The sequence below is a fragment of the Mesorhizobium sp. M0698 genome (assembly GCF_040320455.1).
In the GTDB taxonomy this organism is placed as follows: domain Bacteria; phylum Pseudomonadota; class Alphaproteobacteria; order Rhizobiales; family Rhizobiaceae; genus Mesorhizobium.
In genome coordinates, this window is the sequence record NZ_JAMYPQ010000003.1 from 367,108 (window position 1) to 392,801 (window position 25,694).

General features: G+C 62.4%; 23 protein-coding genes. 18 read left to right on the forward strand and 5 right to left on the reverse strand.

Annotated features, from left to right (window positions below; translation table 11 throughout):
* Positions 1 to 28 precede the first annotated feature (28 nt).
* Both NKI16_RS09435 and NKI16_RS09440 read left to right on the forward strand, forming a co-directional pair.
* Positions 29 to 628: an ANTAR domain-containing response regulator gene (locus NKI16_RS09435; RefSeq protein ID WP_352568364.1), complete on the forward strand. Its 600-nt coding sequence runs from the start codon at positions 29 to 31 to the stop codon at positions 626 to 628.
* A gap of 2 nt (positions 629 to 630) precedes the next feature.
* Positions 631 to 1,869, forward strand: coding sequence for a CmpA/NrtA family ABC transporter substrate-binding protein (locus NKI16_RS09440; RefSeq protein WP_352577826.1), 1,239 nt, complete (start codon positions 631 to 633; stop codon positions 1,867 to 1,869).
* A gap of 243 nt (positions 1,870 to 2,112) precedes the next feature.
* On the opposite strand, the gene NKI16_RS09445 is transcribed toward NKI16_RS09440, so the two are convergent.
* The gene (locus tag NKI16_RS09445) at positions 2,113 to 2,241 is read right to left on the reverse strand and encodes a hypothetical protein (protein ID WP_352448433.1); all 129 of its coding nucleotides are present in this window, start codon (positions 2,239 to 2,241) and stop codon (positions 2,113 to 2,115) included.
* On the opposite strand from NKI16_RS09445, the gene NKI16_RS09450 reads away from it, so the two are divergent.
* The 9 genes from NKI16_RS09450 (at position 2,228) to NKI16_RS09490 (ending at position 13,698) form a co-directional block, all read left to right on the forward strand.
* The gene (locus tag NKI16_RS09450) at positions 2,228 to 3,544 is read left to right on the forward strand and encodes a CmpA/NrtA family ABC transporter substrate-binding protein (protein ID WP_352623312.1); all 1,317 of its coding nucleotides are present in this window, start codon (positions 2,228 to 2,230) and stop codon (positions 3,542 to 3,544) included. The two genes, NKI16_RS09445 and NKI16_RS09450, sit on opposite strands and share 14 nt — an antisense overlap.
* An 84-nt stretch (positions 3,545 to 3,628) precedes the next feature.
* Complete coding sequence (gene ntrB, locus NKI16_RS09455) at positions 3,629 to 4,525, forward strand: nitrate ABC transporter permease (protein WP_352577824.1); 897 nt, start codon at positions 3,629 to 3,631, stop codon at positions 4,523 to 4,525.
* Between the two features lie 11 nt (positions 4,526 to 4,536).
* Positions 4,537 to 5,334 carry an ABC transporter ATP-binding protein gene (locus tag NKI16_RS09460; protein WP_352577823.1) on the forward strand — a complete coding sequence of 266 codons (798 nt, stop codon included), beginning with the start codon at positions 4,537 to 4,539 and terminating at the stop codon, positions 5,332 to 5,334.
* Between the two features lie 252 nt (positions 5,335 to 5,586).
* Entirely contained in the window at positions 5,587 to 5,925 is a 339-nt protein-coding gene (locus NKI16_RS09465) for a hypothetical protein (RefSeq protein ID WP_352568359.1), read from the forward strand.
* Positions 5,926 to 5,983: 58 nt separating this feature from the next.
* Positions 5,984 to 7,285: an MFS transporter gene (locus NKI16_RS09470; RefSeq protein WP_352568357.1), complete on the forward strand. Its 1,302-nt coding sequence runs from the start codon at positions 5,984 to 5,986 to the stop codon at positions 7,283 to 7,285.
* 19 nt (positions 7,286 to 7,304) lie between these two features.
* Entirely contained in the window at positions 7,305 to 9,755 is a 2,451-nt protein-coding gene (gene nirB / locus NKI16_RS09475; protein ID WP_352623311.1) for a nitrite reductase large subunit NirB, read from the forward strand.
* Positions 9,756 to 9,821: 66 nt separating this feature from the next.
* Positions 9,822 to 10,151 (forward strand): nitrite reductase small subunit NirD, encoded by a 330-nt coding sequence (gene nirD, locus NKI16_RS09480; RefSeq protein ID WP_023676297.1) that lies wholly within the window; start codon positions 9,822 to 9,824, stop codon positions 10,149 to 10,151.
* Positions 10,152 to 10,154: 3 nt separating this feature from the next.
* Complete coding sequence (locus tag NKI16_RS09485; RefSeq protein WP_352623310.1) at positions 10,155 to 13,109, forward strand: nitrate reductase; 2,955 nt, start codon at positions 10,155 to 10,157, stop codon at positions 13,107 to 13,109.
* A gap of 103 nt (positions 13,110 to 13,212) precedes the next feature.
* Complete coding sequence (locus tag NKI16_RS09490; protein ID WP_023676299.1) at positions 13,213 to 13,698, forward strand: hypothetical protein; 486 nt, start codon at positions 13,213 to 13,215, stop codon at positions 13,696 to 13,698.
* Positions 13,699 to 13,723: 25 nt separating this feature from the next.
* Here the strand turns inward: NKI16_RS09490 and NKI16_RS09495 are convergent, their stop codons facing one another.
* Positions 13,724 to 14,755, reverse strand: coding sequence for a hydroxyacid dehydrogenase (locus NKI16_RS09495; protein WP_352623309.1), 1,032 nt, complete (start codon positions 14,753 to 14,755; stop codon positions 13,724 to 13,726).
* 177 nt (positions 14,756 to 14,932) lie between these two features.
* Between NKI16_RS09495 and NKI16_RS09500 the strand changes: the two genes are divergently transcribed.
* Entirely contained in the window at positions 14,933 to 16,369 is a 1,437-nt protein-coding gene (locus NKI16_RS09500; RefSeq protein ID WP_031211677.1) for an aldehyde dehydrogenase family protein, read from the forward strand.
* 37 nt (positions 16,370 to 16,406) lie between these two features.
* Positions 16,407 to 16,988, forward strand: coding sequence for a DUF1349 domain-containing protein (locus NKI16_RS09505; RefSeq protein ID WP_023676303.1), 582 nt, complete (start codon positions 16,407 to 16,409; stop codon positions 16,986 to 16,988).
* A 41-nt stretch (positions 16,989 to 17,029) separates the two neighbouring features.
* On the opposite strand, the gene NKI16_RS09510 is transcribed toward NKI16_RS09505, so the two are convergent.
* Positions 17,030 to 17,782: an SDR family NAD(P)-dependent oxidoreductase gene (locus tag NKI16_RS09510; protein ID WP_352623308.1), complete on the reverse strand. Its 753-nt coding sequence runs from the start codon at positions 17,780 to 17,782 to the stop codon at positions 17,030 to 17,032.
* A 328-nt stretch (positions 17,783 to 18,110) separates the two neighbouring features.
* Between NKI16_RS09510 and NKI16_RS09515 the strand changes: the two genes are divergently transcribed.
* Complete coding sequence (locus NKI16_RS09515) at positions 18,111 to 19,382, forward strand: O-antigen ligase family protein (protein WP_352922582.1); 1,272 nt, start codon at positions 18,111 to 18,113, stop codon at positions 19,380 to 19,382.
* A gap of 127 nt (positions 19,383 to 19,509) precedes the next feature.
* Here the strand turns inward: NKI16_RS09515 and NKI16_RS09520 are convergent, their stop codons facing one another.
* Complete coding sequence (locus NKI16_RS09520; RefSeq protein ID WP_084641075.1) at positions 19,510 to 20,721, reverse strand: polysaccharide biosynthesis/export family protein; 1,212 nt, start codon at positions 20,719 to 20,721, stop codon at positions 19,510 to 19,512.
* 207 nt (positions 20,722 to 20,928) lie between these two features.
* Entirely contained in the window at positions 20,929 to 21,606 is a 678-nt protein-coding gene (locus NKI16_RS09525; RefSeq protein ID WP_023676307.1) for a sugar transferase, read from the reverse strand.
* Positions 21,607 to 22,155: 549 nt separating this feature from the next.
* On the opposite strand from NKI16_RS09525, the gene NKI16_RS09530 reads away from it, so the two are divergent.
* The 4 genes from NKI16_RS09530 (at position 22,156) to exoK (ending at position 25,634) form a co-directional block, all read left to right on the forward strand.
* The gene (locus NKI16_RS09530; protein ID WP_245274682.1) at positions 22,156 to 22,485 is read left to right on the forward strand and encodes an exopolysaccharide production repressor protein; all 330 of its coding nucleotides are present in this window, start codon (positions 22,156 to 22,158) and stop codon (positions 22,483 to 22,485) included.
* 455 nt (positions 22,486 to 22,940) lie between these two features.
* A complete protein-coding gene (locus NKI16_RS09535) occupies positions 22,941 to 23,963 on the forward strand; it encodes a glycosyltransferase family 2 protein (RefSeq protein ID WP_023676309.1) in 1,023 nt (340 codons plus the stop codon).
* Positions 23,964 to 24,233: 270 nt separating this feature from the next.
* Positions 24,234 to 24,635: a hypothetical protein gene (locus tag NKI16_RS09540; RefSeq protein WP_023676310.1), complete on the forward strand. Its 402-nt coding sequence runs from the start codon at positions 24,234 to 24,236 to the stop codon at positions 24,633 to 24,635.
* Positions 24,636 to 24,767: 132 nt separating this feature from the next.
* The gene (gene exoK, locus NKI16_RS09545) at positions 24,768 to 25,634 is read left to right on the forward strand and encodes an endo-1,3-1,4-beta-glycanase ExoK (protein ID WP_023676311.1); all 867 of its coding nucleotides are present in this window, start codon (positions 24,768 to 24,770) and stop codon (positions 25,632 to 25,634) included.
* Positions 25,635 to 25,694 lie beyond the last annotated feature (60 nt).

Consider the following 25,694-nt stretch of genomic DNA (forward strand, 5'->3'; position numbering starts at 1 on the left):
CAATCGTCTCGCCTGCGCAAAATGCGGCATGATCCGCAAATCCCTCACTGTCCTGGTGATCGATGAGAACCACATCCGCGCTTCGATAATCGAAGCGGGATTGCGGGAGGCCGGGCATCAGCAGGTCACGGTCATCCATGACGTCGCCGGCATAGCGCGGCGGATAGCCGAGATCGAACCCGACGTGATCGTCATCGATCTCGAAAATCCCAATCGCGACATGCTCGAAAACATGTTCCAGCTGTCGCGCTTGGTGAAGCGGCCGATCGCCATGTTCGTCGACCGCTCGGATCAGGCTTCGATCGAAGCAGCGGTGGAAGCCGGAGTGTCGGCCTATGTCGTCGACGGCCTGCGTCAGGAGCGGGTCAAGCCGATCCTCGACATGGCAATCAGCCGCTTCAATGCGTTTTCGCGCATGGCGCGCGAACTGGAAGAAGCCCGCAGCGAATTGGAAAGCCGCAAGGTGATCGATCGCGCAAAGGGCATCCTGATGAAGTCGCGCGGCCTGTCGGAGGACGCGGCGTATACGCTGCTGCGCAAGACCGCCATGAACCAGAACCGCAAGATCGCCGAGATCGCCCAGAGCCTGGTAACGGCGGCAGGCCTGCTGGATCCCGAGGAGAGTTGAGAATGGCGGCCGAGCACCGGATCAATGCTGGCTTCATGCCGCTCTTCGACAGCGCTGTCCTTGTCGCGGCGAAGGAAATCGGCTTCGCCCTGCGTGAAGGCATCGACCTGACGCTCAACCGGGAAACATCCTGGGCCAACATCCGCGACCGCATCGCCATCGGCCATTTCGATCTGGCGCACATGCTGGGGCCGATGCCGATCGCCTGCAATCTGGGGCTGACGCCGCTCGCCTCCGATACCGTCGTGCCGTTTTCGCTCGGCCTCGGCGGCAATTGCGTGACGGTTTCGAACGCGGTCTGGGCCGGCATGGCCGCGCACGGCGCCCAACCCGATCTCGATCCGGCGCGGGCCGGCAAGGCGTTGGGAGCGCTGATTCGTGAGCGGGCGAATGGCGGCGGCGATCCGCTTCGCTTCGCCGTCGTCCATCCGCACTCCGGGCACAATTACGAATTGCGCTACTGGCTCGCCGCCTGTGGCATCGACCCGTCGCGTGAAATCGAGATCGTCATCGTGCCGCCCCCCTTCATGGCCGACGCACTCGCCGCCGGCAGGATCGACGGCTACTGCGTCGGCGAACCCTGGAACAGCGCCTCGGTCGTCGCGGGCACCGGCCATATCGCCACGGTCAAGGCGGCCATCTGGAAGACCAGCCCCGAGAAAGTCGTCGGCGTGCGCAAGGCATGGGCGGAAAGAGAGCCGGACGCGCTTTCAGCCCTGCTGCGTGCGCTTCATCACGCGGCGCGCTGGTGCCAGGATCCGGCAAACCGTGACGAACTCGCGGCCCTTATGGCGCAGCCGGCCTTCCTCGGGCTTGCGCCGGCGCTGCAGATGCCGATCCTCAGCGGGCATCTGGCGCTCGGCGGCGGCGCCGAACTGAGTGTCGGCGACTTCTTTCTGCCCTTCAACAAGGCGGCGAACTTCCCGTGGAAGAGCCATGCGCTGTGGTTCTACACGCAGATGGTGCGCTGGGGGCATGTCGCGCACACGCCGGAAAACCTCGCTATTGCCCGCGACTGCTACCGCCCCGATCTCTACCGCTCGGCGTTGAAGCCGCTTGGCGTAGCGCTTCCCGGTGCCAATGCCAAGGTCGAGGGCGCGCTGAAGGCCGCGACTCCGGTCGGTTCGGCGGGGGCAAGCCTGGTGCTCGGTCCCGATGGTTTCTTCGATGGCCAGATCTTCGATCCCGACGAGATCGACGCCTACATTGCCGGCCAGAAATTGGCGCGCGCCGAAGTCTGATCATTTCGGCGGCATTCTTGTGCGCTGCACAAAAAATGTGCGTGCAACTGCGCTAATGAACAATCTTTGGCTTGCTCGCCCAGCGGGCCGGCGCGCCGACGATTTTGGCATGTCGTTGATCTCGTTGATGTTTGTCATCCATTCCGAAACTGGCACGGTTCCTGCGTTGCAATAGGCAGACTCTTCTCGGGTCACGGAATAGGCGTCCAATGGCGGGCGCTACAGGCAACGCTGCCGCTCAGGTCAACACGCGATCCCGGATGGACGGACGCGCGCGGCCTGGCCGGCGGCTTTTTTGTTTTGGTCGAACACGCAATCGACGGCGCCGATCCCAAGCCGCGCCCAACCGGAGATGACGATGACGAAAAGCACCAATAGCCATTCCGCCCAAACGGCGATCAGCCGCCGCGATTTCCTGAGGATCAGCGCGGCCACCGCGGCAACGCTGGCCGCGGCGCGTGCGCTGCTGCCCTCCGGCGCCTATGCGGCGCCCGCCGCGCCGGAAGTCACCGGCGCCAAGCTCGGCTTCATAGCGCTGACCGATGCGGCGCCGCTGATGATTGCCAAGGAGAAAGGCCTGTTCGAGAAATTCGGCATGCCCGACGTCGAGGTGCTCAAGCAGGCCTCCTGGGGGGCGACGCGCGATAATCTGGTGCTCGGCGGCGAAGCCAACGGCATTGACGGCGCCCATATCCTGACGCCGATGCCTTATCTGATGCACACCGGCAAGGTGACTCAAAACAAGCAGCCGCTGCCGATGGCGATCGTGGCCCGGCTCAACTACGACTGCCAGGGCATTTCTGTCGCCCAGGAATATGCCGGCACCGGTGTCGGCCTCGACGCCTCCAAGCTGAAGGACGCCTTCGCTGCGAAAAAGGCCGCAGGCAAGGAGGTGAAGGCCGCCATGACCTTCCCGGGCGGCACGCACGATCTTTGGCTGCGCTACTGGCTGGCTGCCGGCGGCATCGATCCCGACAAGGACGTCTCGACCATCGTCGTGCCGCCGCCGCAGATGGTCGCCAACATGAAGGTCGGCAACATGGACGTGTTCTGTGTCGGCGAGCCGTGGAACGAGCAGCTCGTCCACCAGGGCGTCGGCTTCACCGCCGCCACCACCGGCGAACTGTGGAAGGGCCATCCGGAAAAGGCGCTCGGCCTGCGCGCCGCCTTCATCGACAAGTACCCGAACTCCACCAAGGCGATCCTGATGGCCGTCATGGAAGCCCAGCAATGGTGCGAAGCCAAGGAAAACAAGGACGAGATGGCCGCCATCATCGGCAAGCGGCAATGGATGAACGTGCCGACTGCCGACATCATCGGCCGCCTCAAGGGCGACATCAATTACGGCAATGGCCGCGTCGCCAACGGCACCGATCTCTACATGAAGTTCTGGCAGGGCGGCGTGTCCTATCCCTTCAAGAGCCACGACAGCTGGTTCCTCGCCGAAAACATCCGCTGGGGCAAGTTCGCGCCGACCACCGACATCAAGGCGCTGGTCGCCCAGGTCAATCGCGAGGATCTGTGGCGAGAAGCGGCCAAGGATCTTGGTGTCGCCGCGGCCGATATCCCGGCGTCTTCATCGCGCGGCGTCGAGACCTTCTTCGACGGCAAGGTCTTCGATCCGGAGAACCCGTCCGCCTATCTCGACAGCCTGAAGATCAAGGCATCGGCCTGAACGGTGCAAACGGCGCTCGCGCCGTTTGTCGCCACAAGCGCAACGGCGCCGCTTGTCGCCAAATGCCAAAGGAACGTTCGAGAAATGTCTATCCAAGCCATCGAGGACCGCAAGGTGAAGCCGTTCCCCGCGCCTGCCAAGCCCGCCGAAATCATCGCCTTCACCGCCAGGGCGCGGCGCCGCTTCGACCCGGCCGCGATCGCAGGCAAGCTGGCCAGCACGCTGGTGCCGCCGGTCATCGTCATCACCATTATGCTCGTCGTCTGGCAGGTCGCCTGTTCGTCGCCCACAGCCAGCCTGCCACCGCCAAGCCAAGTTTGGAACGAGGCCTATGACCTGATCGCCCATCCGTTCTTCAACAATGGCCCGCAGGACATTGGACTCGCCTGGCGGGTGCTGATCTCGCTGCAGCGCGTCGCCATCGGCTTTGGCCTTGCGGCTGTCGTCGGCGTCGCGCTCGGCGCGCTGGTTGGCCAGTCGATCTGGGCGATGCGCGGTCTCGATCCGGTGTTCCAGATCCTGCGCACGGTACCGCCGCTCGCCTGGCTGCCGCTGTCGCTGGCGGCGTTCCGCGATTCCAGCCCGTCGGCGATCTTCGTCATCTTCATCACCTCGATCTGGCCGGTGATCATCAACACCGCCGTCGGCGTCCGTAACATTCCAGAGGACTATCGCAACGTCTCCCGCATCCTCAGGCTCAACCAGCTCGAATTCTTCGTGAAGATCATGGTGCCGGCCGCGGCACCTTACATCTTCACCGGCCTGCGCATCGGCATCGGCCTGTCGTGGCTGGCCATCGTCGCCGCCGAAATGCTGACCGGCGGCGTCGGCATCGGCTTCTTCATCTGGGATGCCTGGAACTCGTCGCGGCTGCCCGACATCATTGTCGCGCTCGCCTATATCGGCGTCACCGGTTTCTGCCTCGACCGCCTGGTCGCGGCGGTCGGCGCCTTCGTCACCCGCGGCACAACGGCAAAGTGAGGAGAGGGACGATGACGGCCTATCTGAAACTCGACCATATCGACAAATCCTTCGCCCGCGGCAGCCAGGTCAGCGACGTGCTGAAGGACATCCGGCTGACCATCGACAAAGGCGAATTCGTCTCGATCATCGGCCATTCCGGCTGCGGCAAGTCGACCTTGCTCAACCTGATCGCCGGCCTGACCAAGGTCTCGGCCGGCGCGGTTCTGTTGGATGACAAGGAGGTCGATAGTCCCGGCCCGGAACGCGCCGTGGTGTTCCAGAACCACAGCCTGCTGCCATGGCTCACCGTCTACGAAAACATCAATTTGGCAGTCACGAAGGTCTTTGGCCGGAGCAAGAGCCGGGCCGAGCGGCATGAATGGATCATCCGCAATCTCGATCTCGTTCAGATGGCGCATGCCAAGGACAAACGTCCGGCCGAGATTTCGGGCGGCATGAAGCAGCGCGTCGGCATCGCCCGGGCGCTGGCCATGGAGCCGAAGATCCTGCTGCTCGACGAGCCGTTCGGGGCGCTCGACGCGCTGACGCGCGCGCATCTGCAGGACGCGGTGATGGATATCCATTCGAGGCTCGGCTCGACGACGATCATGATCACCCATGATGTCGACGAGGCGGTGCTGTTGTCCGACCGCATCGTCATGATGACCAACGGCCCGGCGGCCACCATCGGCGAGGTTCTTGCCGTGCCGCTGGCCCGGCCGCGCCGGCGCATCGAGCTTTCCTCCGACCGCACCTTCCTGCGCTGCCGCGAGGCGGTGCTGAAATTCCTCTACGAACGCCACCGCTTCGTCGAAGCCGCGGAGTAAGGCCATAACGGGAAAACTCGTCATCATCATTGGCAATCTGCATCGGCAATGGGCAATCTACCGCATTGCACAAATATTATGCTGCTGTGCAAGGCATTTTGACTAATCTTTGATCCGCTGCCGAGCTTGGTCAAAAGTCGCGCGGCTGCGGTTCATATTGATTTCATTCGATAATTAAGAGCGCTGTCGAATTGGCACGCTTCCTGCTTTCCAAAATGTAGGGTCCGCAAGGGCCAAGTGAAACGGCGTCCAATGGCGGGCGCCACAGGCAAAGCTGCCGCTCAGGTCCACACGCGCTCCCGGAACCCCGGACGCGAAGACCTGGCCGGCGGCTTTTTTGTTTTGACGCAATCGACGGCGCTGGTCCCAAGCGGCGCCCAACCGGAGACGACGATGACGAAACGGATTGGAACTGGCGCTTCCCTCGCGGACTTCACGCGCCGCGATTTTCTGGCCGTCAGCGCGCTGACGGCGGCGCTGTTCACCGCCGCGCTCCTCCTCTTTCCCGCCGGCGCCAAGACTGACGGCAAGGGTCTCGAAGTGACCGCGCAAAGGTCGGTTTCAACCAGTTCGCCGATGCTGCGCCGCTGACAGTCGCGAACGAACAGACAAGGGCGGTGCCTCCCACGCCGCAAACCGGAGCCAGAAAATGACCGCAAATCTCCCAGCCGCGCCCAGCCAGGACAGCGCTCCCCGGCAGGCGCTTGCCATGTCCACCATCGCCTTCACCGTCTGCTTCGCGGTGTGGACGATCTTTTCAATCATCGGCGTGCGCATAAAGCAGGAGCTGGGGCTGAACGAGACGGAGTTCGGCCTGCTCGTCGGCACGCCGATCCTCACCGGCTCGCTCGTCCGTATGGTGCTCGGTGTCTGGACCGACCGTTTTGGCGGACGGCTGGTATACACCGCGACCATGCTTGCGGCGGCGGTCGCGACCTTTCTGCTCGCTTTTGCGCACACCTACGGGCAGATGCTGGTCGCCGCACTAGGCGTTGGGCTCGCCGGCGGTTCCTTCGCCGTCGGTGTCGCCTATGTCTCGCGCTTCTTCCCGGCCGGCAAGCAGGGTACGGCGCTTGGCATTTTCGGTGTCGGCAATGTCGGCGCCGCGGTCACCAAGTTCCTGGCACCGTTCGTGCTTCTCTCCTGGGGCTGGCAGTCGGTCGCGCTGATCTGGGCGGCAGCACTCGTCGTCATGGCCGCCGTCTTCTGGTTCACGACCGGCGACGATCCAGTCATCCGCGAGCGCCGCGCCGGCAAGGCAGCGCCCGCGAGAAGCTTCTTGCAGGAATTCGCGCCGCTCAAGAACCTGCAGGTCTGGCGCTTCGCCTTCTATTATTTCTTCGCCTTCGGTGCATTCGTGGCGCTCTCGCTGTGGCTGCCCCGCTACCTGATCGGCGTCTACGGCTTCGGGCTTGCGACCGCCGGCATGATCGGGGCGGCCTATTCAATTCCGGCAAGTATTTTCCGCGCCTATGGCGGCGTGCTTTCCGACCGGATCGGCGCCCGGACCGTGCTCTACTGCACCTTCGCTGTCAGTGCCGTCGCGACTCTCGTTCTGTCTCTCCCCTCGGCAGACTACGTCGTGCGCGGTATCAGCGGGCCGATCGCCTTCCATTTCGAGATCGGCCCGCTGGCCTTCATAGCCGTTGCCTGTGTGCTCGGCTTCTTCATGAGCCTCGGCAAGGCCGCCGTCTACAAGCACATCCCGGCTTACTATCCGCAGAGTGTCGGCGCGGTCGGCGGCGTTGTCGGCATGATTGGCGGGCTCGGCGGCTTTATCCTGCCAATCGCCTTCGGCGTGCTCAACGACCTCACCGGCGTCTGGTCGAGCTGCTTCATGCTGCTCTTCGTCATCGTCGCCACCTGCTTTGCCTGGATGCATTCTTCCATCCGGCGGATGGAGCGCACGGCGTCTGACGAAGCTTCAGGCCTTTCCTACGCGGCTGAGTGAGACCGGAGTGGATCAGGACATGACCGAGAAACTCGTTATCATTGGCAACGGCATGGCCCCCGGGCGCATGCTGGAGCACCTCCTGGAAAAGGCGCCTGGGCGCTACCAGGTCACCATCTTCAACGCCGAGCCGCGCGTGAACTACGACCGCATCATGCTCTCGCCGGTTCTGTCGGGCGAAAAGGCCTATGAGGAGATCATCATCCATGGCGACGGCTGGTACATCAAGCACGGCATCACCCTCTACAAGGGCCACAAGATCGTCGCCATCGACCGGCAGGCAAAGACCGTCACCTCCGATCATGGCGTGACCGAGCCCTACGACAAGCTTGTCATCGCCACCGGGTCGGTGCCGTTCATCATTCCGGTGCCGGGCCATGACTTACCGGGCGTGCTCACCTATCGCGATCTCGACGACGTCCGGGCCATGATGCTTGCCGCCCAGTCGCGGGCCAAGGCTGTGGTCATTGGCGGCGGCCTGCTCGGGCTGGAGGCCGCGGCCGGCCTCAACGCGCAAGGCATGGACGTCACCGTGCTGCATGTCATGCCGACGCTGATGGAGCGCCAGCTCGATCCAGCCGCCGGCTATCTGCTGCAGCGCGCGGTTGAAGAACGCGGCATCAAGGTCATCACCAAGGCCAACACCCAGGCGATCACCGGCAACGGCAAGGTCGAGCGGGTGGAGCTTGCCGACGGCACAGTCATCCCGGCGACGCTCGTCGTCATGGCGGTGGGCATCAGGCCGAATGCGGCGCTGGCGAAGGAAGCCGGCATTGCGGTCAATCGCGGCATCGTCGTCGACGCCGGCATGCGCAGCAACGATCCCGATATCTACGCAATCGGCGAATGCGCCGAGGTCAACGGCCAGGTCTACGGGCTGGTCGCGCCGCTCTACGAAATGGCGCGCGTCGCCGCCAGCCATCTGGCCGGCAATGAGGCGGCGGCTTTCGTCCACATGGACACGCCGACCAAGCTCAAGGTCACCGGCATCGAGCTGTTCTCGCTCGGCGACTTCGCCGAGGGCGATGACCGCCAGGAGATCGTGCTGCGCGATGCCGCGGCCGGCGTCTACAAGCGCCTGGTACTCAAGGACGACCGCATCATCGGCACCGTGCTCTATGGCGAGACGGCGGACGGCGCCTGGTTCAACGACCTCAAGAAGAAGCAGACCGACATATCCGAGATGCGCGATACGCTCATCTTCGGCCAGTCCTACCAGGGAGGCGCCCCCCTGGACCCTATGGCGGCCGTTGCAGCCTTGCCGGATGATGCGGAAATCTGCGGCTGCAACGGCGTATGCAAGGGAAAGATCACCGGCGCGATTACGGCCAGGGGCCTGACCTCGCTCGACGACGTGCGCGCCCACACCAAGGCGTCGGCCTCCTGCGGCTCCTGCACCGGGCTGGTCGAAAAGCTGATGGTGCTGACCATCGGCGACAAATACAATCCCGCGGCGGTCCAGCCGATGTGCAGCTGCACCGCGCTTGGCCATGACGAGGTCCGCCGGCTGATCAAGGCCAAGGGCTTGAAGACCATTCCCGCCGTCATGCAGGAACTGGAGTGGAAGACTTCCTGCGGCTGCGCCAAATGCCGGCCGGCGCTCAACTATTATCTCGTCTGCGACTGGCCCGACGAATACGCCGACGATTACCAGTCGCGCTTCATCAACGAGCGCGTCCACGCCAACATCCAAAAGGACGGCACCTATTCGGTGGTGCCGCGCATGTGGGGCGGCGTCACCAACGCCGCCGAATTGCGCGCCATCGCCGACGTCGTCGACAAGTTCGAGATCCCGATGGTCAAGGTCACCGGCGGCCAGCGCATCGACATGCTCGGCATCCGCAAGGAAGACCTGCCGGCGGTATGGGCCGATCTCGGCCAGGCTGGCTTCGTCTCTGGCCACGCCTATGCCAAAGGACTGCGCACCGTGAAGACCTGTGTCGGCTCGGACTGGTGCCGCTTCGGCACGCAGGATTCGACCGGCTTGGGCATCCGTATCGAAAAATTCATGTGGGGCTCGTGGACCCCGGCCAAGGTCAAGATGGCGGTGTCGGGCTGTCCGCGAAACTGTGCCGAGGCGACCTGCAAGGATGTCGGCGTGATCTGCGTCGATAGCGGCTACGAGATCCATTTCGCCGGCGCCGCCGGTCTCGACATCAAGGGCACCGAAGTGCTCGGCCTGGTCAAGACCGAGGACGAGGCGCTGGAGCATATCGTGGCGTTGACGCAGATGTATCGCGAGCAGGGCCGCTATCTCGAGCGTATCTACAAATGGGCCAAGCGCGTCGGCATAGCTGAGATCAAGCGTCAGATCATGGACGATGGCGAGAAGCGCAAAGCCTATTTCGACCGCTTCGTCTTTTCGCAGAAATTCGCCCAGGTCGACCCATGGTCGGAACGTGCTTCCGGCAAGGACAAGCATGAATTCCGGCCGATGGCTTCGGTCGGCTTTGCCCAGGCGGCGGAGTAGGCGCGTGTTCCCGAAAAGTGGAATGCGGTTTTCGGACAAGAACACGCGCAAAAGAGGAATGGCCACATGAATTGGGTATCGATCGGCACGCTCTCGGACATTCCGCGTCGCGGCGCGCGCTGCGTCGCCACGCCGGAAGGAAAGATCGCCGTCTTTCGCACGGCCGACGATCAGGTCTTTGCCATCGACGACCATTGCCCGCACAAAGGTGGGCCGCTCAGCCAGGGCATCGTCCATGGCACGGCGGTGACCTGTCCCTTGCACAATTGGGTGATCTCGCTGGAGACAGGCAAGGCGCTCGGCGCGGACGAGGGCGCGGTGCGCACCATTGCCGTGCGGATCGACGGCGAGCGGCTGTTCATTGCGCTGGAAGCGCTGGCCAGCCGCGCGGCGTGAACCATGCAGATTGATGAAGCGCGCGAGGTGAGGACCACCTGCCCCTATTGCGGGGTGGGTTGCGGCGTGCTGGCGAAGGTCGCCGCGGACGGTGAAATAACCGTTCGCGGCGACCCGGACCACCCGGCGAATTTCGGCCGGCTCTGCTCCAAAGGCTCGGCGCTAGCTGAGACCATCGACCTCGACGGCAGGTTGCTATACCCGGAGATCCACGGTCGCCGCACCGACTGGGACGAAGCGCTCGACCTTGTCGCTTCGACCTTCTCGCAAACCATTGCCGAACACGGCCCCGGCTCGGTCGCCTTTTATGTTTCCGGCCAGTTGCTGACCGAGGACTATTACGTCGCCAACAAGCTGATGAAAGGCTTTATCGGCTCGGCCAATATCGACACCAATTCGCGTCTGTGCATGGCCTCGTCGGTCGCCGGCCACCGCCGCGCCTTTGGCTCGGACACCGTTCCGGGAAATTACGAGGATCTGGAACTTGCCGACCTGATCGTGCTGGTCGGCTCCAATCTCGCCTGGTGCCATCCGGTACTCTACCAGCGCATTGCCGCCGCCCGGGAAAAGCGGCCCGAGATGAAGGTGGTGCTGATCGACCCTCGCCGCACCATGACCTCAGACATCGCCGACATGCATCTGGCGATCGCGCCCGATGGCGACGTCGCTTTGTTCACCGGGCTGCTCGCCTATCTCGGCCAGCACAACGCGCTGGACCGCACCTATATCACGGCGCACACGACCGGCTTCGGGCAAGCGCTTTTCGCCGCCTCGGCGCTCGATCTTGCCGGCATCGCGGCTGCCACGGGTCTCAGTGAGGACGAACTGGCCCGCTTCTACAGCCTGTTTGCCGCGACGGCGAAGACGGTGACCGTCTACAGCCAAGGCGTGAACCAGTCGTCTTCGGGCACCGACAAGGTCAACGCCATCATCAACTGCCATCTGGCCACCGGCCGCATAGGCAAGCCCGGCGCCGGGCCGTTCTCGGTGACCGGCCAGCCCAACGCCATGGGCGGCCGTGAGGTCGGCGGCATGGCCAACATGCTGGCCGCCCACATGGAGATCGAAAACCCCGAGCACCGCGAACGCGTGCAGCGCTTCTGGAATGCCCCAACCGTCGCCGAAAAACCCGGCCTGAAAGCGGTCGAGATGTTCCAAGCGGTGGCCGACGGACGCATCAAGGCGCTGTGGATCATGGCCACCAACCCGGTCGATTCGATGCCGGACGCCGATGCCGTCGAGGCGGCGATCAGGGCCTGCCCGTTTGTTGTGGTCTCGGACGTGCTGGGCGAGACCGACACGGTCCGCCACGCCCATGTCCGGCTGCCGGCCTCCGCATGGGGCGAAAAGGATGGCACCGTCACCAATTCGGAGCGCCGCATCTCGCGCCAGCGGGCTTTTTTGACCAGGCCCGGCGAGGCAAGGCCAGATTGGTGGATCATCGCTGAAGTCGCCAAGCGGATGGGCTTCGGCGAGGCTTTTTCGCATGTGTCGCCGGCCGACATCTTCGCCGAGCACGCGGCGCTGTCGACATTCGAGAATGATGGCGTTCGCGATTTTGATATAGGCGCGTATGGCGATATCGGTGCAGAGGCCTATGAGGATCTTCTGCCGTTCCAATGGCCAGCGCCGGCCTCACCCTCCCCCTTGAGGGGAGGGTCGGCACGCGCGTTGAGCAAAGCGAAACAAGCGGGACGGGGTGGGGTCGGTGGTGAAGTCTCGACCTCTCCGGGTCGCCCCACCGAGGTGGAGGCCGTCGCAGATGACCCCCTCTGGCCTGCCGGCCATCTCCCCCTCAAGGGGGGAGATCAGCCTGCTGCTCGGCTGTCGCCAGTCTCCCAGGTTGATGAGTGGGCGCAGCCGGCAAAACCGCCAATCTCCCCCCTTGAGGGGGAGATGGCCGGCAGGCCAGAGGGGGGTGTTCAGGCTGGACATAGCTCAGCCAGCATCCGCTTCTTCGCCAATGGCGGCTTCTACACGCCCGACGGCAAGGCGCGCTTCATTGCCATCCGCCCAGCCGCACAAACCCGCACCAACCCGGACTACCCGCTCGTCCTCAACACCGGGCGCGTCCGCGACCATTGGCACACCATGACGCGGACCGGCAAGAGCCCGCGCCTGTCGCAGCACATGGCCGAACCGTTCGTCGAAATCCACCCGGCGGATGCGCAGCACTATGGTATCGGCGATGCCGACATCGTGCGCGTCTCGACTGGCCATGGCGAGGTGCTGGTCCGCGCGCTGGTGACGGTGCGCCAACGCCAAGGCTCTGTATTCGTTCCGATGCACTGGACCGATCAGATCTCCGCCCGCGCGCGTGTCGATGCACTGGTCCCGCCGACGACCGATGCGATTTCAGGTCAGCCGGCCTCGAAGAACGTTGCCGCCCGCATCCAGCGGTTCGCCGCCACTGCCTTCGGCTTCGCCGTGCTTGCCGAACGACCCGCATCGATCGACGCCGATTACTGGAGCCTCGCCCGCTGCCCCGCCGGCTGGCGCCTTGAAATTGCGCTGCAGTCCGGCCGTGACTGGACCGGGTTTGCCGCCTCGCTGTTCGGCCTCGAAGGCGAGACGCTCGCCTATCACGACATCGCCGGCGGGCACCATCGCTTCGCCCGTTTCGCAGGCAATCGGCTGGTCGGCGCGTTCTATCTTGCGCCTACCCCGGTAGCGGTGTCGCGCGGCTGGGCGGTCGAACAACTTGGTGCTGACCATGCCGATCGGCAGGCGCGGCTGGCGATTGTCGCCGGGCGGCCGGGCGGCAACAGCGTCGACCGCGGTGCCATCGTCTGCGCCTGTTTCGGGGTCGGTGCCAACCAGATCGCGGAAGCGGTACGCGGCGGCTGTACCAGCGTCGCGGCAATCGGCGCCGCCCTTCACGCCGGCACCAATTGCGGCTCTTGCCGCGCCGAGATCAAGACCATTATCGACGGGCGGCGTCTGCAAGCTGCGGAGTGATGCGCCGAGGAACTCTGCCGCGCCGCTGCATGATGCTTACTAGCAATTTACAAACCATGGGCTACCAACGTTCTGACTTCGATTCGCTCGGAACGGGAGCCTCATGAGCAAAGCCCTGACCTCATTCGCGCTTGCCGCCGTGCTGACGGCCTTGCTGATGGCGCTCAGCCTGGCGGTGGCCAGGCATGGCTATCCCTATGGCGCGATCGGCGCCAAGCGCTTGAGCGACGTCGCCGATGCGGGGACGTTCATTCCGCTCGCGGCGATCTATTTTTTCAGCGCACTGCTGATGATGGTTCTGCCGATCAGGCTCGCTGGCATCGTCCTGACACATGCCGCCGATGCGATCTTCTGGACGGTCATCGTGTTGTTTGCGCTCATCGTTGGATGTCTCGCCGCGAGATTTGCTTTCGGTCAGCGCGATGTGCTCTCCGCACTCCTGAACTGGCGCTTCCTGTTTGTCGCAGGCGTCGTCGGATGCCATCTGTTCATCAACGAGCTGCGCCGCAACATCTTGTTGAGAAGCCTGTTCTTCGTCATCTTCGCCGCAGCGACACTGGCCTGCCTGTTTTGGTCCTTCACCGTCTGAGCATGTGCGACCGTCGGCAGGCGGCTTAATTCTTGTCGACCGGCTTCGAACGCATTCGCGAAACGGTCTCACGCTCGGCCCGCTTCGAACGCATCGGCGGCAGGCCGCGGTCGATCAGGTCCATGTCTTCCAGCACCATGTCGCCCATCCGCTTGAAGGCGATGTCAAGCGCGCCGGCCCGGTGGGCGGAGCGCAGGAACCCCGGCAACGTACGGACCGGGTGATCCTGGGCCAGAGGCTCCTCAGGAAAAACATCGCTGGCGGCGACGATATGGCCGCTGCGGACGACGTCCATCAGTGCCGGGAAATCGACCACGCCGGCTCGGCTGAGCAGGATGAAAGCGGCTCCCTTGCGCATCCTGGCAAACGCCTCGGCGCCGAGGAAGCCCTGGTTTTCGCTGGTCACCGAAGCGACGACGAAGACGAAATCGCTGTTCGACAGAACGTCGTCAAGAGAGGCCGGCTCGACGCCGTTTTCGATCAGGATCGACGGCGGCAGCCACGGGTCGAAGACTTTTGTCCGCGTGCGAAAGCCTGACAGCAGCCGGTTGAGCGCACGGCCAAGATCGCCGAAGCCGATAATGCCGACATCCGCGCCGGAAAGAAGCCGCGCCGTCCGGTTGCCGTCGCCGCCCCACAGCTCCTTGCCCTGACGAAATGCGAGATCGGCGTCGACGATTCCGCGGGCGAGGTTGAGCGCCATGGCAAGGCCGAGCTCGGCCACCGGCTCTGCAAACACCAGCCCGGTGGTGACGACATGGATGCCGCGCGAAAACAGCGCCTCGTACGGCATGTTGTCGATAAGGTTGCTCTCGACATTGAAGACGCAGCGCAGCGCCTTCATTTTCTCCAGCGTCTCCGGCGTGATCGGCGGCTGGCCGACAATGTAGCGCGCCTCGCCAAGGATATCGGCCGGCAGCGCCGCGACACCTTCAGGCGATGTTTCGACGATGCGGTATTTCGATCGAAATTTCGCCAGCGCAGCCGGCGTGAAGATCAGGTCGAGCGTGCGCGGTTCGGGTGCGCTGATCACCAGCGGCAAGGCGCTGTCGGACATGATACTTTACCTCCCGTGCGATCCGCGTCGCACCACACAAGAATCGTCTTTTCCCGCCCCCGACACCTATCACATGCCTGTCGAGAAGGAGAAGTTTGCCTTCTTCGGCCTTGCGGTGCGGCGGTCGGTGGTCCAGATAGACGGCGATCGAAGGACGACAAGGAAGACAGCAACATGATCCCGTTTCGAAAGAACCTCATCGATGGCGAGTGGGTAGGCGATGCCGGCTCCCGCAACATCAACCCGTCCAATCTCGACGACGTGGTCGGCGAATATGCATCGGGGGGCGCGGAGCATGCTCGGCAGGCCATCGCCGCGGCGAAAGCGGCATTTCCGGCATGGTCCCGATCGGGCCTGCTGGCACGCCATGCGGTGCTGAGGAAGACGTCGGACGAGATCACCGCGCGGAAAGATGAAATAGGCCGGGCGTTGGCGCGCGAAGAAGGCAAGACACTGGTCGAGGGCATCGGCGAGACTGTGCGGGCCGCCCAGATATTCGATTTTTTCGCCGGCGAGGCGTTGCGCCTGTCGGGCGAGCTGGTGCCAAGCGTGCGGCCCGGCGTCGGCGTCGAGATCACCCGCGAAGCGGTCGGCGTCGTCGGCATCATCACGCCGTGGAATTTCCCGATCGCCATTCCGGCTTGGAAAATCGCTCCGGCGCTGGCCTACGGCAACACCATCGTCTTCAAGCCGGCGGAACTCGTTCCGGAGAGCGCCTGGACCATTGTCGACATCCTGCACCGCGCCGGGCTGCCCAAGGGTGTGCTCAACCTGGTGATGGGCAAAGGTTCGGTGGTCGGCCAGGCCATGCTCGACAGTCCTGACCTCAACGCCATCACCTTCACCGGCTCGGTCGGCACCGGCAAGCGCGTCGCCGCCGCCAGCGTCGAGCACATGCGCAAGTTCCAGCTCGAAATGGGCGGCAAGAACCCGCTTGTGGTGCTCGACGATGCCGACCTTGCCGTCGCCGTCGACTGCGCCATCAACGGTGCCTACTTCTCGACCGGCCAGCGCTGCACGGCGTCGTCCCGGCTGGTGGTGACGGACGGCATCCACGACCGCTTCGTCGAGGTGCTCAAGGACCGCATGGCCAAGCTGATCGTCGGCGACGCTCTCGATGCCAAGACGCAGATCGGGCCGGTTGTCGACCAGAGCCAGCTCAAACAGGACGAGGACTATATCGCCATCGGACGTCAGGAAGGTGCCGATCTCGCCTTCGGCGGCGAGCGGCTCGATCGCGAAACCCGCGGCTTCTATTTGCAGCCTGCGCTGTTCACCGAAACCACCAACGCCATGCGCATCTCGCGCGAGGAGATTTTCGGCCCGGTCGCCAACGTCATCCGCGTCAAGGATTATGACGAGGCGCTGGCGGTGGCCAACGACACGCCGTTCGGGCTGACGTCCGGCATCTGCACCTCGAGCCTCAAGCATGCCACGCACTTCAAGCGCAATTCGGAAGCCGGCATGGTCATGGTCAATCTGCCGACGGCCGGCGTCGACTTCCACGTGCCTTTCGGCGGGCGCAAGGGATCGAGCTACGGCCCGCGCGAGCAGGGCCGCTATGCCGCAGAGTTCTACACCACGGTGAAGACCGCTTACACGTTTGCCGGCTAAGAAAAGGCGGCAGACCAGCCAGGCAGCGAGCAAGTCGATGGCATCTGAGAATACGGACCTGACCTGGCTCAATCCGCCGCCGCACCACGCCTTCGGCAACAATACGGTGCATGTACGGACCGGTGAGGAGACCGACTTCTGGCGCGAGACGTTCTACGGCTTCTGGCGCGACAATGGCCATTTCCTCTATCGTGAGGTCGAGGGCGATTTCAGCGCCGAAGTCACGGTCAAGGGGCACTATGAGGTGCTTTACGATCAGGCCGGGCTTATGGTCCGCCTGAGCGAGACGCACTGGATCAAGGCCGGCATCGAATACACCGACGGGCTGATGTATTTTTCCGTCGTCGTCACCAACGATGCCTCCGACTGGTCGCTGGCCAGCATTCCGGCCGATCCGGACGGGGTCAGGATCCGCATGACCCGCCATGCCGAGACGATCCGCGTCCAGTATCGCGACGCATCTGACAAGCACTGGAAACCGGTGCGGCTTGCCTATTTCCCGCCGTCGAAAACGGTCGATGTCGGCATGATGTGCTGTTCGCCGCAGCGCGAGGGCTTCGAAGTGACATTCAGCGATTTTTCGATCGGCCCGCCGATCTCGCGGGAGCTTCACGACTGAGGCGCCGCGATCCGGTCGGGCGGTTTGCGTCCGGCCCCGCCTCAGTAGGTCGCCCGGCCGCCGGAGACGTCGAAGACGGCCGCCGTCGTGAACGAGCATTCCTCGGACGCGATCCAGCAAATCAGCGCCGCCACCTCCTCGACCTCGCCGAACCGCGCCATCGGTATTTTGGACAGCATGAAGTCGATGTGTTGCTGGCTCATCTGCTGGAAGATCGCGGTGCGCACGGCCGCCGGCGTGACGCAGTTCACCGTTACTTTGGTCTTGGCCAGTTCCTTGCCGAGCGATTTGGTCATGCCGATCACCGCCGCCTTGGAGGTGCTGTAGGCCGAGGCGTTCGGGTTACCTTCCTTGCCGGCAATCGAGGCGATGTTGATGATCCTGCCGTAATTGCGTTCGAGCATATGCGGGACCAACGCCTTGTTGCAGAAGAAGACGCCGTTGATGTTGATGTCGGTGACCCGGCGCCAATCCTCCACCGAATACTCCCAGGTCGTCATGTTCGGCCCGGTGATGGCAGCACTGGTGACAAGGACATCGACCACGCCAAGCGCTTCGATCGTCTCTCCGGCGGCGGCTTCGACCGCTATGGGGTCGGCGACGTCTAAGGTGACGCTGTGCAGGCCTGGAACAATGGCCTTGGCCTGCTCGATCTGGGCGGCATCGCGATCCCAGACCGAAACACGCCCGCCTTCGTCAGTGATCCTTTGCGCGACGGCCAGGCCGATGCCTGAGGCGCCGCCGGTGATAACAGCAGATCGTCCGGCAAATCGTCCCGCGAAACTCATCGGCATGTGGTCTTCCTCCCAATGGGCGGCGAATGTGAAGTCAACGGCGGACAAGTTCAAGCGCGGACTTGCAACCTCAGAACAGCTTATGATGGGCCAGCACCGGTCAATTGTACGGCACTGCCTTCTGGCCAAATCGTCTCGCCCGGTATGGAGAGAACGGCTGGAACGACGCGCCCGGTTGGCATCCGGGTGACAGGCGGCGCCGGATGGGTTATATTGCACTGCACAATGCGAGCGCCTGCAGGCGAGGCTCCCATCGATCCGACGAATCGGCCCACGAGCGGCCCATGAAATCGGCATTGAGCTGCAAGGACGGAAAACCGCTATCGAGATGAAGATTCCAAAATCTCTGTTGATCGATCCGGACAAGAACACGGTCTATGGCAGCTTTGCCGTTGCCGTCTCGATCTGGGCGTTCTCCTACTCGACCATTTTCGGCCAGGCCATGATCCTGGCTTATTATGCGGTCTGGCTACCGCTCATCCTGGTCGACTACCGCAAGATATTAAGGCACGCTTCCAGCGCCTGGCTTCCGCTGGCCTTTGCAACCTATGTCTGCTTCTCGGTGTTCTGGTCGGCGGCTCCCGGCACCACGGCAAGAACGGCCGTCCAATATTGCTCCCATATCGCCTGCGCCTACATTGCCGCGCGCACCGTCAGCGTCCGGACCTTGACCATAGGCGCCCTGATCGGGATTTTCGTCGTTCTGCTCTACTCGCTCAAGGTCGCAAGTTATTCCTACGACGTTCTCGACGGGACATACAATTTCGTCGGCGCTTTCAGCTCCAAGAACCAGATCGGCTTTGTCGCATCGCTCGGCATTTATTTCTGCGTTGTCTACCTCGCCTTTCTCAGGCGCGGACGCATAAGCTTTTTGTTGATTGTACCGATCGTCCTTCTGTCGGGCTATCTGCTGGTCGTGTCGCATTCGGCCACTTCGATGGCGTCGACCCCGGCGGTTCTCGCTCTGGTCGCCCTGCTTTCCATCGGCAAGCTGCTTTCGCTCCGCCATCGCCGGGTGATTTTCATAATCGGTGCGGGCGGGCTGGTCGCCTGCACCGTGATTGCGCTGAATCTCGGGCTGATGGACTTTGTCCTTGGCCTTTTCGGCAAGGATTCGACGCTCACCGGACGAACCTACCTCTGGCAACAGGGCTGGAATGCCGCGCAGCAATCGCCCATCCTCGGCGTCGGCTACGCGGCTTATTGGGTGCAGGGCTTCTCCGAGGCCGAGCGGCTGTGGAACGAATTCTATATCGCCGCGCGAAGCGGCTTCCACTTCCACAACACCTACATCGAGACCTTGGTGGAACTCGGCTTCGTCGGCGCGTCACTGCTTTCGCTGATCATCCTGCGCACGCTCTGGGGTCACGTCTCGGCGCTGATATTCAGGACATGGCAAGCCGACTCCGTGATTCTTGCCGGCGTCATGGTGCTTCTGTTCATCCGATCCTTCGTCGAGGTCGAGACCCTCAATCCCTACATCATGGGATCGTTCCTGCTGTACTACAGCTACTTCAAGCTGGTGAGGGTGCCGGCCGTCGCTCCTTCCCGGTGGAGCGCCGTGAACCATCTCGAGGAACCGGACGCCGTGCGAGGCTAGAGCGGGCGGATCCAGGCGGTTCGTTGCCCGAAGGCCGCCTTGTTTTCTGACCCATAAGATCCCAAACGCAAAAACCCCCCGCAGACCGCTGCCTGCGGGGTTGGTGCTTTGCTCCGGTGGAAAGAAGCTACTGGATGGCCATGGGCGCCGGTTTGACCTTGATCACGTCCCCTGGCAGCACCGGCGTGTCTTCATCGGCGGTGATTTCGCTGGTCTTGCCGTCGACCACCCGCACCAGGGAAAATGACAAGGCCGCTGGTTCGTTGTTGCCGTAGAATTGCGGCATGGGGCTGCCCGACAAGGCTTCGGACATCAAGGCCTTTTCCATATTCAGCTTCAGCGTCACCTCGTTGAGATCGGCTTCCGTCTGTTGCCGGTCGGTCGCGAGGCTGGAGTTCTGGGTGTTCTCGAGATCGATGGCGTCCTGGGTGGCCTTGCTGATCGACTGCTTGGCCGTGAGAATCGCCGTTTCGTAATCCAGGATCTGGCCCTCGAGGTCGGCGATGGTTTGCTGCGAGTTCAAAACCCGCGTGTTGACGACCAGCCCCTTTTGCGCCAGCGAGCCGATGCCGTTGAGCTGCTCCTTCGCCAGATCAACCTGCTTCTGCTGGTTGACGATCTTTTTCTGCAGCGAATCGATCTCGCTTTGCAGCAGTGCCTTCAAATCGTCGAGCGCCTGCAAGCGCAGCTTGAGTTTCTTCTGGTCGGCCGCCAGGATCGCCGTCTCATCGGCAACGATGCTGGGCAGCTTCGGATCGTCGGCCACCTCTTTCGGCACCGCGAATGTCGGCTTGTCCGCTAGTTCCGCTTCGATGCGGGCGCGCTTGACGGTCAGCCTGACCAATTGGTCTTGTAGTACGTCGAAATTGCCCTTGGCATTGATCAGGTCGCGGTCGTAGCGCTGTCCGCTCTCCGGGTTCCGCCGGGCTCCGCCGGCAATGCTCATCGCTTTCAGCACGGACAACCCAGGCACACAAGGATACTGGCCGGGCGATTGCACCTCGCCAGAGATGTAGAATGGCCGGTACTGCGCCATTTCGACGGAAGCCTCCGGCTTGTCGGCCAGAGCGAGCTTGCGCTGCAGCGCCTCACCGAGCGATGCCGCGATCTCCGAAGTCGTCTTGCCGGATGCGGGCATCTCGCCGACGAAGGGAACCGACAAGGTTCCAGCGGGGCCGACCGTGTATTCTCCATTGATGGCCGACCAGTCACGGAACGTGCCTTCGACGGTCTGCCATTCCGCCACGCGGATGGTCAGCTTGTCCTGTGCTCCTAGGCGATAGTCGTCGGCGAAGGCAAACTGTGGCAGGGCTAGCGACAGCGTCAGGCCGGTCGCCATTGTAAGGCAAGTCGTCAAAAGCCGTACTCGCCGCATGCGTCTGGAGAGAATGCCGGTGCAAAAGATATCGATTATATCTGCTTTCAACTGAGCGTTTCCGATCTGGTTTGCCCCGCCCGATGAGCTGCCGATGCCTGAGTTAGGGGCCTGAGTTCTGGGCCCGAATTCTGGACAGTCGCTCCTCGATGCACGGCCAGCAAGCGGCCGTCAGTAGCAGCCTCGCGACATCCAGACCGCAGGTACGGTCTTGATGATGATGCGAATGTCTTCGAACATCGACCAGTTCTCGACATAGTGCCTGTCGAATGCGACGCGGCTGTCATACGAAACATCGTTGCGTCCGCTGACCTGCCAAAGCCCGGTGAGGCCGGGGCGCGATTTCAGGTAATAGACGGCCGAATTGCCATATATCTCCAGCTCATCGCGCACCACGGGACGAGGCCCGACCAGGCTCATATCCCCCTGCAGGATGTTGATGATCTGCGGCAACTCATCGAGGCTGAGCTTCCTCAGCACCGCTCCGACGCGCGTGATCCGCGGGTCGTTCTTCAACTTGCGGGTCGCTATCCATTCGGCGTTGGCCTCCGGATTCGCGGCGAGATAGGCAGCAAGCACCCGCTCGCCGTCTGGAACCATGGTGCGGAACTTGAGGCACGGAAAAATCCGTCCTCCGCGGCCGATTCGGCTGTGACCATAGAAAATCGGCCCGCCATCGGAAAACCTGACAAGCAGCGCTATCATTACGAACAGCGGGCTGAGAGCGACCAGGCCGATCAGCGAACCGACAATATCGAAGCTGCGTTTGAGCAGGCCGCCAATCGGTGGCGGAAAATCGACGCCGGCCTGCGAAAAATCCGCATCGGCCGGCTTGGCTACGTCCCTCATGCGTAAACTCCATACGTTGAACGGATGGTTTACCGCACGATACCAAAAAAATGTTGCAGCGCAACACACAATTTCTCAGACGGCTGTAATAGTCGCGTCATGAACTGACTAAATAATAAACTCGTCCTGCACAAAATTTCCCATTTATGTCGCAAAAGAGACAGATTATGGGCAATTTTGGAAAAGCTAGTCCAATTTTTGGGCTGATTTTAGGCGAATCGCTCTTTATACCCTCCTGTGGAGCTTTGCCGTCATTTAGAATTTCAAGATAATGACTGATGTTATGATAAAATACTATTCAATATTATGAATCATACTGGAGCGAGTCGATATCCGGCAATCAGTGGTGATGCCGACGTGTGCGTTGCACCATGGCAGAGTCGATCCCGAGGATTCGTTTAAAATTTATTCCGCAGCTGCCCTTGCCGCCTATTGCGCGGCTCAATAGAGTTGTAAATTGTTTCTGTCGGACTATGGACAGATTGGGCTAGGCCGGAAGCAACCGGCCAGACGCGGGCAACCTAAATAAGCTCGCAGAGTTTAAGGGAGGTGCTCGGGGTGGGCTTGTCGACATTTTTTCCCGAGCCGGTTGATGGGCTATCGGGTATGTCACTGCCAAAGTTCATTATCGGAATGTGTTTTGCGCTGGCGATCGTGATCGTCTGGTCCTATTTGGGCGGCGCCTCGCTCGGTACGACGCTGTTTCGCGTCATCGGCTGTGCCATAGTCATCCAACTGGGTTATTTTCTGCTGGTCTTTGCCATGGTCGCCAGAAATGCCCCGACCCCGGCCGACAAAATTCGCGACGCTGAACGAAAGCTGAGTTCGAACGAAGCGGCCGAAGGCGAGAAACTCAGCGCCAGGAGAGGCCTTCACTGATTTCGGGCCTGGCCGCGGTCTGCGATGTCCATATGACCTGTGGTTAAGCTCGCCGGTCCTCTGACGAATTGCTCGCCTCAACAACACCGGCAGTCGGCATTCCTGTTCTTTCAATTCCTTGACACTGCGGGCCTCGACGCGCTCGCTCCGCCCCGCCGCCGTCCGGTCGGCGAGGATCAGCAACTGGTTTCTGCCAGTCGAGCGCTCTATAGAGCGTGTAGGAACGGCTCTGCCAAAGCGGCGCATTTCTGGAGCCATCCCGATTGAGGCTCGCCGCCTGCCCAACCGGGCCATGACACCCAGCAAAATGAAAAACTGGACGGCGCCGATGATTTTGGCGATGCTTGCTTCGCACTTGCAGCATAGGCGTTTGGGCCGATGCATTTCAGAATGGGCGGTGGGGCATTGAGCGGACGGGGCGAGGAAATCCGCAACGACTTCTGCAATCGAGAGGCATGTCCATGACATCATTCCAGGTCTGCGTGATCATCGCCGCCCGCAATGCGGCGCGGACAATCCCGGCTGCCATTGCATCGGCATTACGCGAGCCTGAGGTTGCGGAAGTTGTCGTCGTCGACGACGCGTCCACCGACGATACCGCGAAAGTCGCCCACGCGGCCGGCGACGGCACGGGCCGCCTTTCCGTCATCCGCTTCGACGTCAATCGCGGCCCATCCTTTGCACGCAACGCCGCGATAGCCGGTTCCAGGTCGCCGTTCATCAGCATTCTGGACGCTGATGATTTCTTTTTCGAAGGCAGGTTTCACAGACTGTTCGCCAGCACCGATTGGGATTTCGCCGCAGACAATATCATGCTTGTCAGGGATGACGCGGCAACCGACGTTTCGAAAATCGTTGCTCCACCGTTCTCGCCCGAGCCGGAATTCCTCGATTTCGAGGGTTTCATCGACGCCAACATCTCCAGGCGCCGTGTGCAACGCGGGGAACTGGGCTTCCTCAAGCCAGTGATCAGCCGCGCCTTTCTCGATCGGCATGGGCTGCGCTACGACGAGAAGCTGCGCCTGGGTGAAGACTATGAACTCTATGCGCGCGCGGTTGCCCATGGCGCGCGCTTCAAGGTCATCAAATCCTGTGGCTACGGCGCGATCGTGCGCGCCGATTCGCTGAGCGGACGGCACAAGACCCAGGACCTGAAGCATCTGGCCGATGCCGACCTGGCACTGCTTGCGATCGACAGTTTGCCGGAGGCATCGAAGGCTGCGCTGAGAAGGCACGAGCGGCACATCCGCGACAAATACCGGTTGCGGAAGTTTTTAGACGTGAAGGCTGAGCGCGGGCTGGCGCCGGCCGCGGCCTACGCCTTGGCCGGCTCGTCCAACCTCACAGCCGTCGTCCGCGGCGTCGCCTCCGATAAGCTGGATGCGCTGTTTCGCCGCGCCGGCCTCGCCGCGAAGCGTCAGCATGTGCCGCCGCTGCGCTTCCTCATGGCCGGAACCAGCACGGCCAGCGAAAGCTAGGCCCGTCAACGTGCGACGGCGGTAGCTACTCCCTTACCCTTCGGTCGGCTCGGACGGTTTCAACGAGATTCATGAGTTTACGATCTAGGTGGTTGCCTATCCGCGCAGGGAATGGCAATCTATGTTGCGGTGCAGCAATTTTGGACGGCCAACCGAACTGGCCCAAGATATCCCCCTGTCAGAGGAGCTGGACGATGCAAGAAATGTCTTTTGAACGCGGACGGGCGCCAAGGCCGGTCACCAGCTCGACGATGATGGGGCGCTGACTGCATGGCCTCGATCTTTCGCTTCCGATCGAGAGATCCGGCGCGCGACACGCAGACCGACACCTCGCGCCTCGATCGCTTGGCAAAGCTGCTGGACCAGATCTCGGCCGAGGTCGAGGCAGAGAAGAACGGGCTTGAGAACCGCTACAGGACAACGGCTACCAATGCCGCCTTCCTGGTCGAGGCCATGGAGAACGGAGCGGTCTCCTCCCGCAAGTCCTCCGAAGTCGGCGAACTGACCAGGTCGATCCTGAATTGCGAGCGACGCATCGCGGCGCTCTCGCGCCAGAAGCAGATGATGAAGGATCTCCGTCATTCGCTGGATGAAATCTTCGATGAGAATCGGCAGAACGGCCCCGACATAAGGACCGATTTTGTGAAGCCCGCCGATTCCGGCACAGGCTGAGCGAACACCCCGAGTCGGCGCAATGGTTTTAGGCACAACACGGAGCTTGGGAGCGACAGAGGTCAAGATCAGGTTGTTTCGTCACGGTTCGAACGATCGCTTTGGGGGCGCACAGCACAAGGTGAGTTTGATATGAACGCAGATCCTAAAAGCACGCCCGCCCCGGCAACCCGAGGCACCCCGTTCACGCGCCCGATCCCAGGCAAGCTGCGGCGGCTCCGTTCAGACGGCGCGTTTCTGCTGGTCGTTCTCGGCAGCATGGTTGCGGGCCTGGTCCCCGTGCGCGCCCAGGATCTCCCAACCGCGCCGTCCTTTGTCGATGATTTCACCAGCCTCAGTCGCGCGCGCTGGTACATTTCCGACGGCTGGACGAACGGCAAGCATCAGAACTGCACCTGGTCCAAAAGCCTGATCGGGCTTTCCGACGGCATGCTGACGCTCGGTTTCGAGAAGCGCAAGCTGAAGGATCGCGAATTCGCCTGCGCCGAGATCCAGACCAAGCAGCGCTTCGGCTACGGCACTTACGAGGCGCGGATGAAGACCGACACGGGCTCCGGCGTCAACGCGGCATTCTTCAGCTTCGTCGGCGATGCCGACAAGCAGCCGCATGATGAAATCGACTTCGAGGTGCTGACCAAGGACACGTCCAAGGTTCAGGTCAACGCCTACATAGCCGGCAAAGGCAAGAACGAGAAACTGGTCGACGTCGCTGGCGGCACCGACAAGGCCTTCAACGACTACGCCTTCGTCTGGGAAAAGGACCGGCTGCGCTGGTACGTCAACGGCAAGCTTGTCCACGAGATCACCGATCCGGCGAAGCTGCCCACCCATTCGCAAAGGATCTATTTCAGCCTTTGGGGCAGCGATACAATGAAGGGCTGGATGGGGCCGTTCTCCGATCCCGGCCGCAAGCTCACCATGCAGGTGGATCGCGTTGCATTCACCGCACTTGGCCAGCCCTGCCAATTCCCCGAATCGCTGGCATGCAACACAAACTAGAAGCGCATCTGAACCGGCCGGGCCGAAGGTGGTCGGAAAACCGAAGCTCGAACAGGCCCG

Coding starts and splice junctions, on each gene's coding strand:
- NKI16_RS09525 (WP_023676307.1), bottom strand. CDS start 21,606: ATGAGGGACGTAGCCAAGCCGGCCGATGCGGATTTTTCGCAGGCCGGC.
- NKI16_RS09485 (WP_352623310.1), top strand. CDS start 10,155: ATGCAGATTGATGAAGCGCGCGAGGTGAGGACCACCTGCCCCTATTGC.
- NKI16_RS09460 (WP_352577823.1), top strand. CDS start 4,537: ATGACGGCCTATCTGAAACTCGACCATATCGACAAATCCTTCGCCCGC.
- NKI16_RS09490 (WP_023676299.1), top strand. CDS start 13,213: ATGAGCAAAGCCCTGACCTCATTCGCGCTTGCCGCCGTGCTGACGGCC.
- NKI16_RS09495 (WP_352623309.1), bottom strand. CDS start 14,755: ATGTCCGACAGCGCCTTGCCGCTGGTGATCAGCGCACCCGAACCGCGC.
- NKI16_RS09520 (WP_084641075.1), bottom strand. CDS start 20,721: ATGGCGACCGGCCTGACGCTGTCGCTAGCCCTGCCACAGTTTGCCTTC.
- nirB (WP_352623311.1), top strand. CDS start 7,305: ATGACCGAGAAACTCGTTATCATTGGCAACGGCATGGCCCCCGGGCGC.
- ntrB (WP_352577824.1), top strand. CDS start 3,629: ATGTCTATCCAAGCCATCGAGGACCGCAAGGTGAAGCCGTTCCCCGCG.
- NKI16_RS09505 (WP_023676303.1), top strand. CDS start 16,407: ATGGCATCTGAGAATACGGACCTGACCTGGCTCAATCCGCCGCCGCAC.
- exoK (WP_023676311.1), top strand. CDS start 24,768: ATGAACGCAGATCCTAAAAGCACGCCCGCCCCGGCAACCCGAGGCACC.
- NKI16_RS09440 (WP_352577826.1), top strand. CDS start 631: ATGGCGGCCGAGCACCGGATCAATGCTGGCTTCATGCCGCTCTTCGAC.
- NKI16_RS09470 (WP_352568357.1), top strand. CDS start 5,984: ATGACCGCAAATCTCCCAGCCGCGCCCAGCCAGGACAGCGCTCCCCGG.
- NKI16_RS09515 (WP_352922582.1), top strand. CDS start 18,111: ATGAAGATTCCAAAATCTCTGTTGATCGATCCGGACAAGAACACGGTC.
- NKI16_RS09535 (WP_023676309.1), top strand. CDS start 22,941: ATGTCCATGACATCATTCCAGGTCTGCGTGATCATCGCCGCCCGCAAT.
- NKI16_RS09510 (WP_352623308.1), bottom strand. CDS start 17,782: ATGCCGATGAGTTTCGCGGGACGATTTGCCGGACGATCTGCTGTTATC.
- NKI16_RS09450 (WP_352623312.1), top strand. CDS start 2,228: ATGACGAAAAGCACCAATAGCCATTCCGCCCAAACGGCGATCAGCCGC.
- NKI16_RS09435 (WP_352568364.1), top strand. CDS start 29: ATGATCCGCAAATCCCTCACTGTCCTGGTGATCGATGAGAACCACATC.
- NKI16_RS09465 (WP_352568359.1), top strand. CDS start 5,587: ATGGCGGGCGCCACAGGCAAAGCTGCCGCTCAGGTCCACACGCGCTCC.
- nirD (WP_023676297.1), top strand. CDS start 9,822: ATGAATTGGGTATCGATCGGCACGCTCTCGGACATTCCGCGTCGCGGC.
- NKI16_RS09540 (WP_023676310.1), top strand. CDS start 24,234: ATGGCCTCGATCTTTCGCTTCCGATCGAGAGATCCGGCGCGCGACACG.